Raw genomic sequence first — 15,696 nt, 5'->3', positions numbered from 1 at the left:
GAGTAATCTGGCCCGCGTTCGTGAGGGTATAAATGGCGTAATGGTCGAATGCACCCGCGCAGCACACACGCGCGAAGTTGGTGCAACGGCAGCTAACTTCGCCGCTTCGGTGTTCGCGGCCGAACTTGCACCGAATCATTACCCCATCACGGCGCTATTCAGCGAGTTGCGGACATCTCTGTATGGCAAGCTGGGACAAAAAGCAGGAGCAACGGACTGAGTCGCGGCCCGGCCCAGATGACTTCGAGTGGCGCGCTCTTCGCGTGAGAGACATAGTCGTGCGTGAAACAAGTGCATCACCATGCGGCGCCAATGCGACCTTGTCGGTAAGCGAGATGCGCCGTCGGCTTCCGCTATGCTGACTAGCCTCGCCGATAGGAGCCAGTTCTCGCGCTACACTTGCAGAAAGTCGATGCACGGGTGGGCCTTCATGCAGTTGCGCGTTACCAACCGAGTAGCACGCGCAGCCGTTCCATAAGCCAATCCGTTTCAACAACGCTTGTCCATCGCTTGCCTTCAATGGCTCGTCGCATTCGTCGGAGCGTCGTATCGTGCGAGTGCTCGGGAAACTTTGCAGCGTCCTTCAGCGTTTTGGAAACCAGCTGCCGCGCCAGGTCCTCGCAAATGTCCCATCGCTGATATCTTTCTGGTGCCGTCAGGCCGACGATAATCCTTCCGGCAATTCTCCGCGCTGCGAGTTTTGGTTGCGACCCGGACAGTGACGCTGGCGTCGTGTCTGAGGGAAAGTCGTCAGGTATCTGCGAGCTCAACTTTTCCTCAATCAAGAGCTGCTCGACGTCGAGCATGAGCGCACCAACGCAGATATCTTCGTCCAATTGGTTCCAACGGAGCCGCGCGCCGGCCGCGCAAACGTGGACTTCATGTCGCTGCTCGGGCGTCGCCCCTAGCAATCGAGGAAACCATCGAAACGGGACTCGAAATTCTCGACCGTCTTTGAGCAGGAGGGTGAAGTCACGTTCATTCACGGCCACCGAGATTGCTGTTGGTTCATCGGGATTTGTCATTCGTTCTCCCTGCTCATTCGTCGACTAGAAGTGCTTGCAAAGCTGACCAATGAGACGTTTAGCGATTTCGACGAAGCTCTCGTGCTTATCGCGGAGCACCGTCTCTGGATGCAGCACAGTGCCTGAGGCAGCGACGACTCGGACTCGGACGTACTCACCGTCCACAACGATTTGCACGCAAGCCTCCGACGTCGGCGTAGCATCTCCAGCAGTTTGTCGCTCAACAAAGAGGCTAAATTTCCGAACGTCCGGATACGGTCCCATCGGCCATTCGTATCCGTGCGCATGGAGAGCCTCGGATGCACGTTCCCATAGTGCTCGGCGCGGGTCAATTTCTGTGCTCGCCGTGTACAACGGCGTGACGCCGGCGGGTTCGGTTTCGTGCGTGCCTTCGTATGTTGTAACAGTAGTACGCGACCACTCGCTCGCCCATGCTGTAGCCTCCTGTCGCAACAGTTTGAAATCATCGTCCGCGTCGAGCAGCTCGATGGGACGACAGCCGCCCAAGCTAGCGCGAGTCGACGACAGAAAATCGAGGCGACTCCAAGCAGGTGCGGGAATGAGGATGCGGCAGATTGCCTGCAATCGCTTTCGGTCAAATGTTGAGTCTGCGAGCAGTGCGGGGTAGTAGAGGGCTCCGTCGACCTCTAACGTGAACACGCTGCAGTCTGTCAGCAGCTTGCTGAGACGCCGCGGAGTGGCGCCGAGGCGTTGGCGGAAGTCATCTTCTGAAATCAGCTCGCCATTTGCAATCATGGCGTGGCGGGCATCGAGGGCTTGCTGCCAAAGATGCTCGCGTAGAGCGTTGCCGCCGACGTCCTCGTCGGCTTCGATGTAAGCCTGCCGAACAATGTCTTCTATGTGAGCAATCACCTCATCGGGGAGCTTTTGGAACTTAGTGCGGTCGGCGGTCGGGAGCCGGAAATTGTTCGCCGCGATTTTGCGCACAAGGGATGACGCTACGAATTGTGGGAGGTCGTATTGGGCGTCGATGCGTTGCATGGCAATGTCCCAACCGCTCGTGGACATGTAATCCCCCTATCATCTCAATATTCCTGTCGCGCGCACTGCATCGCACTGTCACGAGGGCCAGCGCGATTTGCTCCGGCGCTCGTATATAAGAACCTTCCTTCCGACTTGGATTTTTCGACTGATTCGACGCGTTCCGGTCGATACCACTGGAGTCATAGGCACTTGCGTGGACACTCCAGCGTTGTACTCGCTGAGTTGCGTGCCGGGAGCGATGTCGATACCCAGTTTGCGAAAAGCTTCTGATGCGATTGCCTCGAAGGGAGCGGCCGGCGCAGGTCTTCCCGTGAACCGATTGATTCGCGTTTTAGCGTAGATACCCCTACCGACGCGTACGAGCTTTCCGCTTTTGAGCAGTGTCGCGAGAACGCGGGTCAACTGCGCTGGACTCCCGAGGTCAGACAGCTCGGAGCGAAGAATCACAACGCCCCTCCGCCGGATAATCGAGCGCATGACGCGGGTTTCCAGTTTCATCGCGAATTGTCCTAGGCTGGCCGGCGTACGTCAGCGCAGAGTCCGCGGGCGGAGGTCTGAGCCCAGTTGTGAACAACATCCACCGACAATCAGCCGGGGCGCGTCAAACGCGAAGACTCTTCTTCTGTTAGGAGCAGGACGACTGAGACTGTCGCGTAACTAACTTGTTCGCAGTCGGTGCGAAGGTCACGGTGAGCCTCACCGGGGTACAGGAGTTCGTATTGACGCCCTTTGTCTACACCCGATTCGTGGGTCCATCTGACGTCACTCGAGACGATATCTCTGACTTCCTGCTCGTCTGCACCGGGCGGCATAAACATCAGTCGCGCCTCGGGGTCTGCGCGCCGCAGCAATTCCAATAATTCGGATACTTTCATGATTCACTTCGTCTCTCTTTCGTCGCGGCCAGCAGCGCCGCAGTTTGACTGTTAACGTACTCGGCAAGGCCGCAAGCCTCTTCAGGGGAGCAAGGCTCTGGGAGCAGCGGCTGTAGGTATGACGGCCACCGGAAAAGTGCTTCAACTAGAGTCCGCTCGCCTGCAGACAGCGGGAGTGCCTGAAGCAGTTGCTCAACGACGCTGGCGTCCGGATGCTCGAGGTTATCGATGCAACCACCTTTGCTAGCAAAGTATTCGACGCAGCAGAAGTACATTGCTTCCCACGCGCATTTGAGCCGTGTCGAAGACGATAACTCTTCACGCAGCGCATCGTTCAGATAGTCGCGACTGGCTGCCATCCGTATGCTGTCAATTTTCTGCACAATCTCCTCCATTCCACTCCACGCTGGGCTTCTCAAGTTGGTCGTGGATTAGAAAGCCGACCGATAGCTACCCAGAAGACTTGTCGGCAATCAAGGCTTGGAAGCTGTTTCGAGCCACTCTCGTAGCTGTTTGCGAGCTTCCGGCGAGCCGAGTGCTGTTTCCGAATCTGTGTGCAGGAAGTGCTCTTCAAAACCCGGCGGCACGCCCCATGCGTCATCGTCCAATGCCAACCATTTCGCTACGCCGTGTTTGGCTGCGTGCCGCATGATGGACATCGTTTTCGCTGTGCCATCTTTTATTTCGCCTAGTCGAGGCGGCGTTCCAAGCGTCGTGCCAACGACTTTACGGCGCAGATGGTCTGGTAACAGGGCGATGGTCCTTCCGGCGCCCAGGCTTTGCAGCCAGGAAGTGGTGAGGACGAGTTGTACCTGCGAGTAGGGTGCGAGAATGTCAACGAGATAAGGCACAAACTCAAAAGGCCGCCGTCCCGTATCCAATGCGATATCGCCGACCTCATTTATTAGGCCATGACCAACGTTGAGCACGCCTCCGAAATTAAGGTAGAGCGTTGGTTCGTCGGCCAACAAGTGTTGCGAATGCCTGACTGGTATTGTCATCTTCTCCTCCGCTTCCGAGCGCGACGTAGTTCCGTTGATATGCCCGGGACGTTTAGAGTCGCAGGCATATCTGCGGCAGCGAGCGCGAATATAAGGGCGTTCCGCCGTCTTGCCGCCCGCGCTACGTCACCGCGCGGGTTTAGCATTGCCCTCGAGAATGCCTGACAGAGAAGGCAAAAAATGTCTCGATTTGATATCCGTGTTTCACCTCGCCGCGTCAGAGCTTTGCGGCGCCGCGCCAAGTGTCGCCCGAGTAGACGGGCGAATTCCTTCGCGACTCCACTCAGCGCATATGTGAGAACGCGCGATGTCTCGGAGCCGATGGCGACGTGCCGTCCATGGCGCTTAGACCTCATGTCGGGGGCGTCGACTGTGATATGCCGGCGCATGAGGAACTCTGCAATGCAAACATTTGCTCAAGGCGGCGAGCAAGTAACTTCTGCACGTCTTGGTCGCCAAGACCGACACCGTGCTGACAGTGAATTAAACGAGACTCGTAACCGTTAACGCCTCTCCGGTCGTCGTCAATCGCAAGCCAGCGGTTGAGCCCGTAACGTCGCACGTGGCGAAGAACTTGAGCGCCTCTTGGAATCTTGGACCACTCGGACACTGGCCCATCTTCTGGGTGATAAGTTGAGTCAACAATGCGCGCTCTTAGTGAGGCAATCGGGAAGCGCGAGCGGGTTTCCTCGAACCCCAACTCCTGCACCCAGGATGTACTTAACACGATAGCGACATCGCGATACGGAGCAAGAATTCGTTCGAGCAAATCGGCGAACTCGAAGAAAGGGGTGCTTGATGACCCTGGAACAATTCCGTCTTTCGTTCGATAAGCATTCGTGCGGTGCAGGCTGTGGTCGAGGTCCGTGTAAAGGACCTGTGAGGCGGCCGTTATGCGACGCGGACTGCACGATTGGTGGTCGATGGCCCGACCTCTCCTCTCTGGAGACTCGCGGTTCATATCTGCTTGCTCTTCAGTGCGCCCCAGATTTCCGGTAATGCGACTGCGGACAGCTCAAGGTCAACGTCAAGCGGATAGTGCTGGAGCACGCCTACCGCGACGGAGCGGAGCAGATTGACCACAGTGATTTCGTCACCAGCGGCGAGCGTCTGGAGCAACTGCCGAGCGTCTAATATGGCGCGAGTTCTTTCTTCAGGGGTGATGTTCATTGCCAGTTCTCCTGAAACAGTTCGTCCGTAACGTCGGTTTAGCCTGAAACGCCATGACGGTCGCGCCATTCGTCCCGAACATATTGACTGACGACAGCGCCCCCCTGGAGGTCCAATCAACACCTGCTGATGTGATGCCTCGCCGTCGGTCAGCGTCGAAAAATTGAACGGGAGAACTGATGTGGCCGTCGAGTCTATGAACGTTCCTGCCGACAAACTTACTGCTCACTCAACCGCGCTGCCATCCCTATGCCCATTTTCGACTCCGAAGTCTGAGGTGGGCGCAAGTCGGGTGGTTGGTCCGGTGCAGCCCACATGCCTCGCAGGCCATCTAGGACGCAGGAAAGCGCTTTTAGAGAGCGTGCAGGCGGTACGAGCCACTAAGGAAAGGCTCAATGCGAAGGAGTGTCGTCAAATGCCGTCGGTCTGGCGACGCTGTTGGTTGAGATAAATATCTCACTTTCATTCTAGGTCGCGTGAGGGAAAAGGCAAGCCCCGCGACATGTGGAGGCGGCGCTTAACGCGGGCCGGCATGTCGCTCATCCCTGGGAGGTCAGGTGCTAGGGTTGCCCTCGAGAGGCTCGCGGTCGAAATTTGCGGCCGCATGCAAATCGGCGAAGTCCAAGTATTGCTCGAGACTACTGCTGCCGAGCGCGGCGATGCATTGGAGAAATAGGGAGAGCGGGACAGAGCCGGAAGTCAGGTGAGTGGTAAGCGTGCGCTGGGAGATGTTCGTGCCCATTTGTCCTAGGCGCCGATTCAACTCGGCCGGCGTTACCCACGGCTGACGAGCAAGCTCTGCTGCAACCACGGCCCTCGCCCTGTCGTCCCAATCACCACTCGCGTGGATGGCAGTCTGCCAGAGAGCTGGCGCAGTCGCACCAGTTACCGAGATTACCTGAAGGAGGAGGCTCAGCCTCATCGTACCGCGTGAAATTCGGTTCGTCAGGGCGCGTATCGACTCTGGCGAACCGCGTTCTGCGAACTCCTCGATGAGCTCGGCGTAGGACTTGTCCTTGCGCGCGAGCGCAACGCGGATAACTCTGGATGCAAGCCTCTGCCAAACCGAATCGACCTCGCTCACGTTAGATTTCCTTGTTTTCCACCGCGATTGTCCTAGACTGAAAGTGAGAGATAAATCTCACTTGAGAAAGATAAAAAAACAGCGCTTGCGAGCACCCAGCGCAGGAGGGAGTTCGCGCAGAACTGACGGACAGAGCAGTCGATTTTAGATGGATGGGCAGGCGACCACCAGCTTTCACCGCAGCCCCTTACCTCACGTCGGGTATACGCCAGCGATTTCGTCCGGTTGATTTCACTGACGTTACCCAACGTGCATCCGACGAACATATCATTTGCCGGACTGCAGGGGTGCATATCAAGCAACTCAAATGCAACGTTTGCAAACTGAACGGGCATTTGCGCACCTTTGCGTGCGGTCCGCCGACCGTAATGCGCCGGACCTCTGATAGCAATCCGCGTGGACACGCGCAGCGCGGAGATTTTGGGCCAATGCGGTTGGCACTGGAACACGCGTGTACTCGCTCATTCAAAGCGGAAGGGCGAGTAACCATAAATGGGCTTCGTCTTACAGCTGGCGTCTATTCAGCCCTCATAGCGTCCAGTGTGAGAAGACGCATAAGGTTATCTAAAGTGATAGCCCGAACGCGGTGGTCCGATTTGGCTACGATTGCGCAGTAAATTCACTTTAGATTTTTTGAGACGACCGCACGGAAGCCCGATGGAATAAGCTTTTCGTGCTCGACTTTAGGTCGTCAACATTGCGCTCACAACAATGTACACGGTGTATATTTTAAGGATGCCTAATTTCATAAACACATGATTTGTAAGTGATTTATAAATCATCTAAATTTTAAGAAATACAGGTCTTTTTTAGAGGTATGAAGGGGTTATTGACGGACGTCGGGAATTGTGCATCCGAATTTTCGCTGTATCGGAAGCGCGTTAAGTCCAGTTGGCTCAAAAAAGATTTAAATTTTTTTGAAGCTGCCAATTCTTTGTTCAGAAAGGAAAAACGCCTCGACATTGTTGCGAGCGGCGCCGGGAATCAAGCATAGCCTCTTGCAACGAACCGCTCAGCGTGAAATTATCCCCTCCACTTTGAATCACATGGGGCCCAAGGACGTGCCGCGGGAGAAAAGATACGGAAGGGGGCACTTCTAAAGTTATCTAAAACGTTCGAGGCTGAAGTTTGTTTAGCCCGGCGCCCGGATAAGCATACTGCAGGTGTGTCCGACTCGGCGCGCGAAGCGCACCTCTAAGCGGCGCCAATGCGGGGCCAACGGGTTTTGTTCCAGCAGGACGTGTAACTCTAATTAGCGAGCGTATCGGGAAAACGGGTTTGTGCACGGTAGTTGACGAACACGGGCCCGGGGAATCAGATGCAAGGCATCGCGATGACGGCAATCATCGCGGTGAATCGAACCGGCGCGGAATCGCGCTAGGAGTAAGAAATGTAAGAGGCAAATAAATCACCGCCGCGTCGACGGATTCAATCGACCACAGACGACCGGTAAACGAAAAAAGGGACAGCGGCAACCGTCCCCTTTTGTCGTGGCGCGCCCTCAAGAGGGATACACCGCAGTACACAGAACTGCAGTCTCTCATGAGCGAGCGCTGGCGTCAACTCGCGCCTATGCCTCCGCCCGGAAGGCAGGGGCATTCTCGTCCCCAATTTGTAATCGTGAGAGGCAAAAAAGTGTTGTATTTCAGCAAGTTAGATTCATCGCCCAATGTGGCGCCAACCAACATTCATAGCTGCGGACAATCGTGTCGCTGGCGCGCTGATGCGTCTATCGGCGGACGAAGCGCAGTTCTATTCCCTTCGCGCCAGCGCGGAAGCGCATTTGCCCCGGGGATGCGTTGGCTTGCGGCAGCCGGCGAGGGAATCGGCCTCCTCCCGACACGAATTGCATCTCGACAACTGCGCGGTGCGGTGTTCCCGAATCGGGAGTCCGCGTGATGACGACCAAAGAGAGCGGCGCTGATGGCGTAATCGAGATGCTTCAGCCATCCCCGGTTCCAAACAACCCTTGCCTCGACTACCTACCGGTTTGGAATGGATTCGACGATGCGATGGACAGGCTAACCGTAGAGCCTATCCGGCTTGGCAATGGCCGCATGGAGTCTGACGGCGTTGCCAACTTTCCCACCTCAGTTCAAGCGCATCTGACCCGAGCAATCGTTGAGGCGATGTTTTTCAGTGCGCTTGAGCGCAATCCGGCTGATTTTGAGTACCAGCGCCTGATGTTTAACGCATCAGCCGTCCTAGCTGAAACCGAAGACTGTCACGGGCACGCCATATCTACAAAAGCTATATCTGTTCGCAATGACGGAGCTCGAGGCATTTTCGTGTTCATGCCCGCCGAGATGGGCCAGGACACACTGGTGAAAGCTATCGAAGACTATGTTGGCACGGAGAGCAAGTGGTTCTATGTGAACACTCCGCACAGAGGACAAATCGAAGTCAACAAGGTCAAGTCGCTCACGGTCCGGTTTCCGCCAAATGGCTCCCCGAAGCGCTTCGTGAAAACTCTGCTACACGCAATCGACACTGCGGCGCAAACGGGCTATGCAAATGAAACGACCGGCCCGTTCCACCGGCTCCCGGATGAGTGCGCATTCGCGATGTGTGCTCTATGCATCCGGCACAACATTGGCGTGATACTCGTTCCGGACATCACTGCGAAAGCCCTCGAGCAAAGTGGTGCCTCGGTCCTCCTCGGCGAGCTTTCTCAATTCGCGAAGCTTTCAGGCGTGCCTCTTGTCTGCCTTGGGTCCACGGGAGCGGCCTCTCGTCTTGTCGAACTTGGAGCCACAGCCTCATCGCTCTATAGCAAGGGAGGCGTCAGTATCGCAGCGCTCGAACTCGAGGAGGCCCAATGGGGATTGTGGACCGAGTATCTGTGGGACAACTATCTCCGATTCGTCTTCAACCACGTCATGCCCGACTGGCTGCACAAAGAGCTGTGGAACCACTCGCGCGGTCACACCGAGGTGGCCACAAAACTCGTCCGGCACATCTATGAACGTCGTGAGCTGAATGCCGGCGAAGAGCTCACCCCGGAGCGGCTGTCCTCCTTCGCGGAACAGGCGCTAAAACTTGAACGTGCCCCACTCCGAGCAGTCGCGCACGTCCGCGCGAATCGTCCGACCGCACGGGATGGCGCTCTGCGTTACGCTGACTGGATTCCTCTTGATACGTCCATCATGGCGATTCCGGCGGTCAACGAGAGCTATTCTGGCTCGCTTTTTCTGCCGTTGATTGGAGAGGCCTCATGAACGGGCCTACCTACATCCCGGCAGAACCCGGAGAGTCGCTCACAAGCATCACGGATATGGTGGCCAGAACCACCGGCGACAAGGCTGTTAAAAGCATGTTCCGATGTGCAATTCGAGGCGACTTACTCCTTTATAGCACGCTGCCGTGCAGGTCCGCCGGCCTCTGCGAAGCAACCCGTTTGGCATATGGTGACCCCCTGCATGTACTGTCAAAGCATAGTCTGCTTTCTTTCGCGACGTGCGGGATGTCCGCAGACATGGCGGAGAAAGCGGCGCGCAGTATTGCGTATCACCCAACGAGTCGGACTATGTTTCCGCGGATGTTGCCGGGGTTCGAATCTGGCAACCGGTACGGACTGCAGTGCCCGGAATGCACTCTCCTTGCCACCGTGACCGCCGGACGCAGGGTGTCTTACTGCGCGCACTGTATCCCTTACGCGACGAGGTGTCCTTGGCATGGTTGCAGGCTCATTTGTGACCTTGAATGCAGCAGACTGGAAATGCTCCTGTCGAGGGAAGTGAACAAGGCTCGCGCCGAAAATTCACTTCGATATGCACAGCTCGGTTGTTCCATCAGCGAAGATGCTCCGCATGAGCCTCTCTGGCCTCGCATTCTGAGGATTCTCCGTGAGAAGGGGTACGTCACCGAGTACGGGAGACTGCGGATGGCGGAACTGCGCGACTCGTATCGCAAACTGTTCTCCGCCGGTTTTGAGGACGAACGCCTCTGCCATTTCGTGCACGACCCGAGTTTTTTCGATTGCTGCATCGAAGCAGTTCAACGGGCGGACCGCGCGGCGCCGGCCCCGATGCTGGTCCTGCTCAATTACGCTGCCCGCGACATTGATGCCGCCTGTACATCGCATCGGCGGCCACACTCCCCGTCGTCGCCAGTAGACGTCGATGCGGCCTTGCGAACGTCACAACGAACAAGATGGCTCGAACAGAGCGTTGCGCACCCGGAGATGACGCGAACACAACTGCGGCATTCGCTCCCCGACGTTTGGAGCTGGCTGTACCGGAATGACCGGCCGTGGCTGCAAGACCGCCAACGCCCAGCCGCAACACCTGCAGGCGGACGGCGATTCCATGAGATTCCGGAATTCATCAACGCTGCCATCAACCATGGCGACGTCGACCTTCGTGAGCATCACGATGGTCGGGAGCCACTCCCGTCTGCATACCAAACCCGCCTTGCGTACGGCATGAATGAGTATCTTTTCAATCGACTGCCCACGATGCCGCCAGCGGTGGGTCGCCAGGCGCAACTGCCAGGCTTGAAAGAGCTCTTCGTTAGCCGACGCGTCGGCTTTGCCCTCGAACAACTCGCTCGCGATGGCAAGTCACTGGACATCGCAACAGTGTCTCGCGCTGCAAGGTTGCGCATTGCAACGGTCTCTAAATTTGGGTTCAAGGTCTCGCTGACAACACATGAAATTAAGGCGTCTATACCGCCCCGGCCTGGGTCTTTCTATCTCCAAGGGGGAGATGCTCACCCTGTACCTTCGACGCCTCCGAGCAGTGGCGAAACACAACCTCTCTCCGAATCGCGCATGGATGCTCCCGAGCCGCATGCGTCCGGTGATAGAACTCCTTGAGACTACTGTCGGGTCCGTTAATGATGTTCTTACCAACAACACTCTTTCCCCGCTCGCCTCGCGTTTCATCCCGCCAGAAGATTTCCGTTGTGTCACGGCGCATTTCCTTGACGGCCCGGTCGCTGGCTTACAAGCAAAACAGGGAATGGCAGGGCCAAGGTCGGGCTGGGCCCGGCATCGGCTGCTGCGATGCCTGCGGTGCCTGGAAGAGGACATTGGTTGCTGCGGTCGCCCGTTTTGGCGCCGAAACCATCTGCTGCCCGGAAGCATGTTTTGCGGAATTCACGGGCTGCCGCTGTATGAAGCTTGCGAACTATGTATGGACTACGAGAAGCATCCCGAGCGGGTCCTGCACGCTGGCTATCACTGTGGTTGCGGTCTCAGACCCATTGCCGAGGCCACATCACTCCTGGACAGACATGCGGAAACAGAAGTCGAGGTCGCTCGAATCGCATCGAAGCTGCTGGAGCCTGACTACCTCCCTCATCTCAACCATGCCAGCGTAGCCCAGGCAATTGCGGAAGCGGCAACCAGGCATGGACTCATACGCAGCGGTATGTTTTTCTGGGATACCACCAAGGAGTACTTCGCGCAACACTCATTTCGACCGCTTGTCGAGCGCACCGGAATCGCAATTGAACGTAGTCAAACGTTCGGGAACATCCTCAAGGGTCGACAGTTTCTTCGTCACCCAATTGAAGCAATCGGCATGCTCAGGGCCCTGAACGCAAGCTGGGAACACGTGGAGAAAATTTTTATGAACGCACCGAATCCGGCAGCCATTGAAAAGCAATCCAATCCTGTCAAAAGGACACCACACAAGAACTGGACGATGTATCACCAGAGCTACATCAACCGGAACTTCCAAAGCTTGTTCAGTCGCTATGCCTCCCAGTACGACGAACTACGGCGTGAGCGTCCCGAGTTAAGTCATGTTCAGCTGATGCGACTTCTGCCGACCACGGCTAATGACGTCTTGACTGAGAACTCACTTGCGGCAGCCGGCCACGACGTGCCGATGGTTCTTAAGAATGGCGTTCGAAATCGGGCACTCGCTGAGATGCTTGTCGAGTACATCGATACGCGTGCGGAATTTTTGCGTGCGACTCGGTATCCCGGGCGCATCGACCGGCGCGTACTACAGCGGGGATTTGTCCGCCCGAAGGCGCTGAGTGGAAAAGGTATGGCTGAAAAGCTGGTGGGTGTGCCTGAGGCCCTGAAGCGAAATGTGGAGACTGCTGCGGAGTGGAAAGCACGAATCGCGTCATATGACAGGCCAGCAAGCGCCCGGTCCATACAACGCTTTTATCGGTCGCCCACCACGTCGACTTCCGATGTTGCGAACAGCTAAGGAGATTCAAATGGTCTTGCGTCAAACCGGCCGCCCGGGTGAGCGCGGTCGCCGCTCACATACTTACATCTCACCTTTCGACGTCGCGGCTCAACGTTGGCGACATCCTGACTTCGAGTACGATGATGGCGTCGTTCCCGAAGTGCCGGTCAAAGCGAAGGAAGGATTTCACATCTTTGATTTGACGCCGCCTTTCGTGTCGCCGTTCCAAATTGTCCTGCCGGCGCACGACCCGTTCGGATGGCCACACGGAGACGCATACACACCGCTGCTAAAGGCGCGTACGCCACTGATAAGCACGCGCGCGATTATTCCAGGTTTCAAGCTGGACCGATTGCACCAGGCGCTGTCGATGTCCGAGTTTCGTGTGATGGTGAAGCTCGCACTGCATCCAGCCGTCTGGGACTTTCGCGAGCAGTATGGCATCTACGACCGCCAAGCGTATTGGCGCGCTGAGGCGAAAGGTGAGCGCATGCGCCGTTCGGACCTGATGACAATCGATGTCATCGTCACGTATGTCCAGCCGCCAGACTTTAAGCTGAAGTATCACGCCATCTCCATAAAGCATGGCAGCTACCTGCCAAAAGACGAGCAACTCAGGCGCGAGGAGCGTGAACGTGCTGCAATGGCAGAAAGAGGATGGACATGGGAGCTCATTCGAGGTGATGCAATATCGATGACGGAATTTGGAAACCTGAGGCTCGTCCTCACTTTCGCGCGCGAGCAAAACCTTCCGTCCCTCTACTTTGCCGCGCAAGAGTTTGCGCCTATTGTCATTCGTAGCAGCAGCCGAGGTAGCCTGGACGCGGTCATGGAGCGTGTCTCGCGCACAATGTGCATTGGTCTCGACGAGGCGTACCACAGGTTCGCGGCGTCGGTTGCATACGGCTTCCTCCAGCTTGACCACAACGAGGAGCTGGATACGAACTTGAGGCTGCATCTCGTTCGTAGCGGCCGGCGTACGAGGGCCGCCGCCAAAGCGAGGTCTGGAGCATGAGCCAGTCCGAAGCTGAAAGGCTCACGCCCGTATCCAAGTTGAAGCCGCGTGTTGCGGACGCTGCGACGATAGTACGCCTTCAGCAACCGCAGGAAGAATGGCCCAAAGGCCTGTTTCGATTTGCGATGCTGAAACGGTTTCGCGATGGAGAAACCGTGCGCTATCGGGCAATTTGCTGGAATGCCGTCGACAGACAGCTTCATGTGCTTAAGCTCGTATCCCACGGCGCACCGATGGGGCCGGGAGAGTGGTGTGTGTGGGCCGCCGACGCGCCCGATTCCCCACTAAAGGACATCAGACGTGCGGACGAATCTGTAGTGCCCGATTACATGACGAAACCGCTCACTGAGCTTCCAAAGGAATTAACGAAGGGGCTTAACGGCCGCGCATGGCGCGAGCGAGTCGTGCAAGCGTTTTGCTTCCTGGACATTGGAGGAAAGGGCCGGGAAAAGGACCTAGTATTCAACGACGAGGTGGTGGTGAACACCCAGGCGCGACTCGAAGCGCAGCGCTTTGTCCGGGATTCGCTCGGCAAACCGCGCGGTTGGGAGTCGCACGTAAGAAAGCTCTTCCATCAGTTTTGCCATTTCGCAGGCGAAACCGGGGCCATGCTGGCGCAACACAACGAGAAAGGTGGGCGCATCAGGACGCGCGTGGGGACGTTGCGAATCAAACCGGGCAGATTGTCCGATAAGGAGGCTCGAGCCAAGGGACGAAGCGAAGTCACCGGGAAGCCTGTCAAATACAGACGTCGGCCAACGAATCTCGATGACGAGAAGAATTTCGTCGATGTGCTGACACGCTACTGGGCCAACAAGCGCTTCAGCTTAGGAAGGGCGTACGCCAAGCTTGTTCTTGAGCATTACGTGGGCATCGACGAGCGCGAGATTCCGACGGTCGACACTTTCCGATACCACTCAAGGCGCTTGGTAGTCGAGCATGACCTGGTGGCCATCCGAAATCGGACAGTGATTCATGAACAATATTGCGGTGCTCGAGTGGGTACGGCCACTGACTACACTCAAGGGAAAATTGAGATTGTCGATGTTGACGGCTTCACCCCAAAAATTTTCATCAGAGTGAAAGTCAGGAACAAGTGGAAGACCACTCAAGTGAAGGTGATATTTGCGGTGTCCCGCAATACTCATGCAGTACTAGCCGCGGAAATTGTGTTGAGAGGTGAGAACGCGGTTGCTTATCGCAGATGCATCGCCTCATGTTTTTTAGACAAGGCTGGGCGGGCAAAGGAGTTGGGGCTTGAGTCGAGCGATGGGCTCGTCCATGGAAACATAGATGGGGTGTTTGTCGACAACGGCGCGGGACCAGCGAAAGACAACGTTCAGGTCGCCTGCGGGGAGATGAGGCTCTCGTACGAATTGGCGCCGCCAGGACGAGGAGACTACAAACCGGTAGGAGAGAACTTGAACTCGCTGATGGTGCAGTTCTGTGAGGAGGAACCCAGCGGCCATAACCGGAAGCATGACAAGGTCCAACAGGAAGAACGCAGACGCGCCCGAAGAGCGCGCGGTGTGTCGATACGGCAGCTCGAAACGCTTATCTACAAGGCTATGCAGCATCACAACCTCACATCAGACAGGTCGTATCTTCGTGGCCACGCTGCTATGAAAGAGGGTTGGGAAGGCACACCGGCGCAAAACTTTCAGACAGCGAAGTTGGCGCGGCGAGGTGACGCACGGAGGGAATGGACGGAGAGGGACGTGCTCGCTAGATTTGTACCTTGGAAGAGATATAAGGTCCGCCGAGGGTTGGTTCATTTCAAACGCAAGGTTCGATATGGGTCAGCGGACCTGGCGACACTCTGGAACAACCACGTGAAAATTCCAACAGAACAGCGCGGTCCACTTGTGGTGTCCGTCAAACGGTTGGAGGGAAATCCTCACTGTCTTATCTGGAAGATGCCCAATGGAGAGGAAGGCCTTCTGAAGTTAATTGAGGCTGATGCTATGCGTATCCGCCAAATGTCTTGGGCAGAGCTCGACATGACGCTAGAAGTTGCCTCCATGCTGAAACCTGCGGCCGACAGTAAAAGGCGGGCGAGCCGTGACCGCGTGACGGTCGAGCAAGATGAACTGATTACCGCGCGCGAGCAGGTCTTGCAGGCACATAGCGACGTTATCGAGCTCGAGGGGACCTCGGTATCTGACGCCAAGGCACGGGCGACTGCACAGTTTGACCGCAAATGGGGCGATAAGCAGGCCGCCGCGGCCGGCATTGATACCAAGCAGCTTGTTGCGCCCACGCCGACGGAGCCGTCAAAGTCAACTGCGGCTGACCAAGCATACGCGGCAAGAGTCCGGGAGAAAAAGCTGGCGCGTAGCCGTGGCGATGCAGGGACGCATCTTCATTAACGC

General features: G+C 56.7%; 14 protein-coding genes and 1 pseudogene. 6 read left to right on the top strand and 9 right to left on the bottom strand.

Features of this window, described 5'->3' with window-relative positions; translation table 11 throughout:
- Positions 1 to 443: 443 nt before the first annotated feature.
- The 9 genes from P0D70_RS00280 to P0D70_RS00240 all read right to left on the bottom strand — a co-directional run bounded on the left by P0D70_RS00280 (position 444) and on the right by P0D70_RS00240 (position 6,160).
- Complete coding sequence (locus P0D70_RS00280; protein ID WP_408181413.1) at positions 444 to 1,025, bottom strand: DUF2442 domain-containing protein; 582 nt, start codon at positions 1,023 to 1,025, stop codon at positions 444 to 446.
- Between the two features lie 24 nt (positions 1,026 to 1,049).
- Positions 1,050 to 2,027, bottom strand: a complete 978-nt coding sequence (locus tag P0D70_RS00275) for a hypothetical protein (RefSeq protein WP_408181410.1) — start codon at positions 2,025 to 2,027, stop codon at positions 1,050 to 1,052.
- Positions 2,028 to 2,105: 78 nt separating this feature from the next.
- A complete protein-coding gene (locus P0D70_RS00270; protein WP_408181817.1) occupies positions 2,106 to 2,507 on the bottom strand; it encodes a DUF6088 family protein in 402 nt (133 codons plus the stop codon).
- A 110-nt stretch (positions 2,508 to 2,617) separates the two neighbouring features.
- Positions 2,618 to 2,905 carry a hypothetical protein gene (locus tag P0D70_RS00265; protein ID WP_408181408.1) on the bottom strand — a complete coding sequence of 96 codons (288 nt, stop codon included), beginning with the start codon at positions 2,903 to 2,905 and terminating at the stop codon, positions 2,618 to 2,620.
- Positions 2,902 to 3,300, bottom strand: a complete 399-nt coding sequence (locus P0D70_RS00260; protein WP_408181405.1) for a hypothetical protein — start codon at positions 3,298 to 3,300, stop codon at positions 2,902 to 2,904. Before P0D70_RS00260 ends, P0D70_RS00265 begins: the two co-directional genes overlap by 4 nt.
- Before the next feature lie 78 nt (positions 3,301 to 3,378).
- Positions 3,379 to 3,906: an HAD domain-containing protein gene (locus P0D70_RS00255; protein ID WP_408181403.1), complete on the bottom strand. Its 528-nt coding sequence runs from the start codon at positions 3,904 to 3,906 to the stop codon at positions 3,379 to 3,381.
- 352 nt (positions 3,907 to 4,258) lie between these two features.
- On the bottom strand, positions 4,259 to 4,867 hold the full coding sequence (locus P0D70_RS00250; RefSeq protein ID WP_408181400.1) for an HAD domain-containing protein: 609 nt from the start codon (positions 4,865 to 4,867) through the stop codon (positions 4,259 to 4,261).
- The gene (locus tag P0D70_RS00245; RefSeq protein ID WP_408181397.1) at positions 4,864 to 5,076 is read right to left on the bottom strand and encodes a BPSL0761 family protein; all 213 of its coding nucleotides are present in this window, start codon (positions 5,074 to 5,076) and stop codon (positions 4,864 to 4,866) included. The genes P0D70_RS00250 and P0D70_RS00245 overlap by 4 nt, the downstream gene beginning before the upstream one ends.
- Positions 5,077 to 5,629: 553 nt before the next feature.
- Entirely contained in the window at positions 5,630 to 6,160 is a 531-nt protein-coding gene (locus P0D70_RS00240; protein WP_408181395.1) for a DUF6471 domain-containing protein, read from the bottom strand.
- Between the two features lie 1,895 nt (positions 6,161 to 8,055).
- Between P0D70_RS00240 and P0D70_RS00235 the strand changes: the two genes are divergently transcribed.
- The 6 genes and pseudogenes from P0D70_RS00235 (at position 8,056) to P0D70_RS00210 (ending at position 15,693) form a co-directional block, all read left to right on the top strand.
- A complete protein-coding gene (locus P0D70_RS00235) occupies positions 8,056 to 9,378 on the top strand; it encodes a hypothetical protein (RefSeq protein ID WP_408181393.1) in 1,323 nt (440 codons plus the stop codon).
- 665 nt (positions 9,379 to 10,043) lie between these two features.
- Entirely contained in the window at positions 10,044 to 10,976 is a 933-nt protein-coding gene (locus P0D70_RS00230) for a TnsD family Tn7-like transposition protein (protein ID WP_408181391.1), read from the top strand.
- Positions 10,867 to 11,214 (top strand): annotated as a pseudogene (locus P0D70_RS00225) (hypothetical protein); the annotation flags it as partial. The gene P0D70_RS00230 and the pseudogene P0D70_RS00225, both read left to right, overlap by 110 nt.
- Before the next feature lie 81 nt (positions 11,215 to 11,295).
- The gene (locus P0D70_RS00220; protein WP_408181838.1) at positions 11,296 to 12,327 is read left to right on the top strand and encodes a hypothetical protein; all 1,032 of its coding nucleotides are present in this window, start codon (positions 11,296 to 11,298) and stop codon (positions 12,325 to 12,327) included.
- Between the two features lie 10 nt (positions 12,328 to 12,337).
- Positions 12,338 to 13,324: a TnsA endonuclease N-terminal domain-containing protein gene (locus P0D70_RS00215; RefSeq protein ID WP_408181389.1), complete on the top strand. Its 987-nt coding sequence runs from the start codon at positions 12,338 to 12,340 to the stop codon at positions 13,322 to 13,324.
- Positions 13,321 to 15,693, top strand: a complete 2,373-nt coding sequence (locus P0D70_RS00210; protein ID WP_408181387.1) for a TnsB C-terminal domain-containing protein — start codon at positions 13,321 to 13,323, stop codon at positions 15,691 to 15,693. The genes P0D70_RS00215 and P0D70_RS00210 overlap by 4 nt, the downstream gene beginning before the upstream one ends.
- The last annotated feature ends 3 nt before the right edge of the window (positions 15,694 to 15,696 follow it).

The sequence above is a fragment of the Paraburkholderia sp. RL17-381-BIF-C genome (assembly GCF_046026435.1).
Classification (GTDB): Bacteria; Pseudomonadota; Gammaproteobacteria; order Burkholderiales; family Burkholderiaceae; genus Paraburkholderia.
Note: the sequence above shows the minus strand (reverse complement) of the source record. Positions and strands in the feature narration are given on the sequence as shown.

What these genes read in the sequence shown, in the direction of transcription:
- P0D70_RS00280 (WP_408181413.1), bottom strand. Translation starts at nt 1,025, where the DNA reads ATGACAAATCCCGATGAACCAACAGCAATCTCGGTGGCCGTGAATGAA.
- P0D70_RS00275 (WP_408181410.1), bottom strand. Translation starts at nt 2,027, where the DNA reads ATGCAACGCATCGACGCCCAATACGACCTCCCACAATTCGTAGCGTCA.
- P0D70_RS00270 (WP_408181817.1), bottom strand. Translation starts at nt 2,507, where the DNA reads ATGCGCTCGATTATCCGGCGGAGGGGCGTTGTGATTCTTCGCTCCGAG.
- P0D70_RS00265 (WP_408181408.1), bottom strand. Translation starts at nt 2,905, where the DNA reads ATGAAAGTATCCGAATTATTGGAATTGCTGCGGCGCGCAGACCCCGAG.
- P0D70_RS00260 (WP_408181405.1), bottom strand. Translation starts at nt 3,300, where the DNA reads ATGGAGGAGATTGTGCAGAAAATTGACAGCATACGGATGGCAGCCAGT.
- P0D70_RS00255 (WP_408181403.1), bottom strand. Translation starts at nt 3,906, where the DNA reads ATGACAATACCAGTCAGGCATTCGCAACACTTGTTGGCCGACGAACCA.
- P0D70_RS00250 (WP_408181400.1), bottom strand. Translation starts at nt 4,867, where the DNA reads ATGAACCGCGAGTCTCCAGAGAGGAGAGGTCGGGCCATCGACCACCAA.
- P0D70_RS00245 (WP_408181397.1), bottom strand. Translation starts at nt 5,076, where the DNA reads ATGAACATCACCCCTGAAGAAAGAACTCGCGCCATATTAGACGCTCGG.
- P0D70_RS00230 (WP_408181391.1), top strand. Translation starts at nt 10,044, where the DNA reads ATGGCGGAACTGCGCGACTCGTATCGCAAACTGTTCTCCGCCGGTTTT.
- P0D70_RS00220 (WP_408181838.1), top strand. Translation starts at nt 11,296, where the DNA reads ATGGACTACGAGAAGCATCCCGAGCGGGTCCTGCACGCTGGCTATCAC.
- P0D70_RS00215 (WP_408181389.1), top strand. Translation starts at nt 12,338, where the DNA reads ATGGTCTTGCGTCAAACCGGCCGCCCGGGTGAGCGCGGTCGCCGCTCA.
- P0D70_RS00210 (WP_408181387.1), top strand. Translation starts at nt 13,321, where the DNA reads ATGAGCCAGTCCGAAGCTGAAAGGCTCACGCCCGTATCCAAGTTGAAG.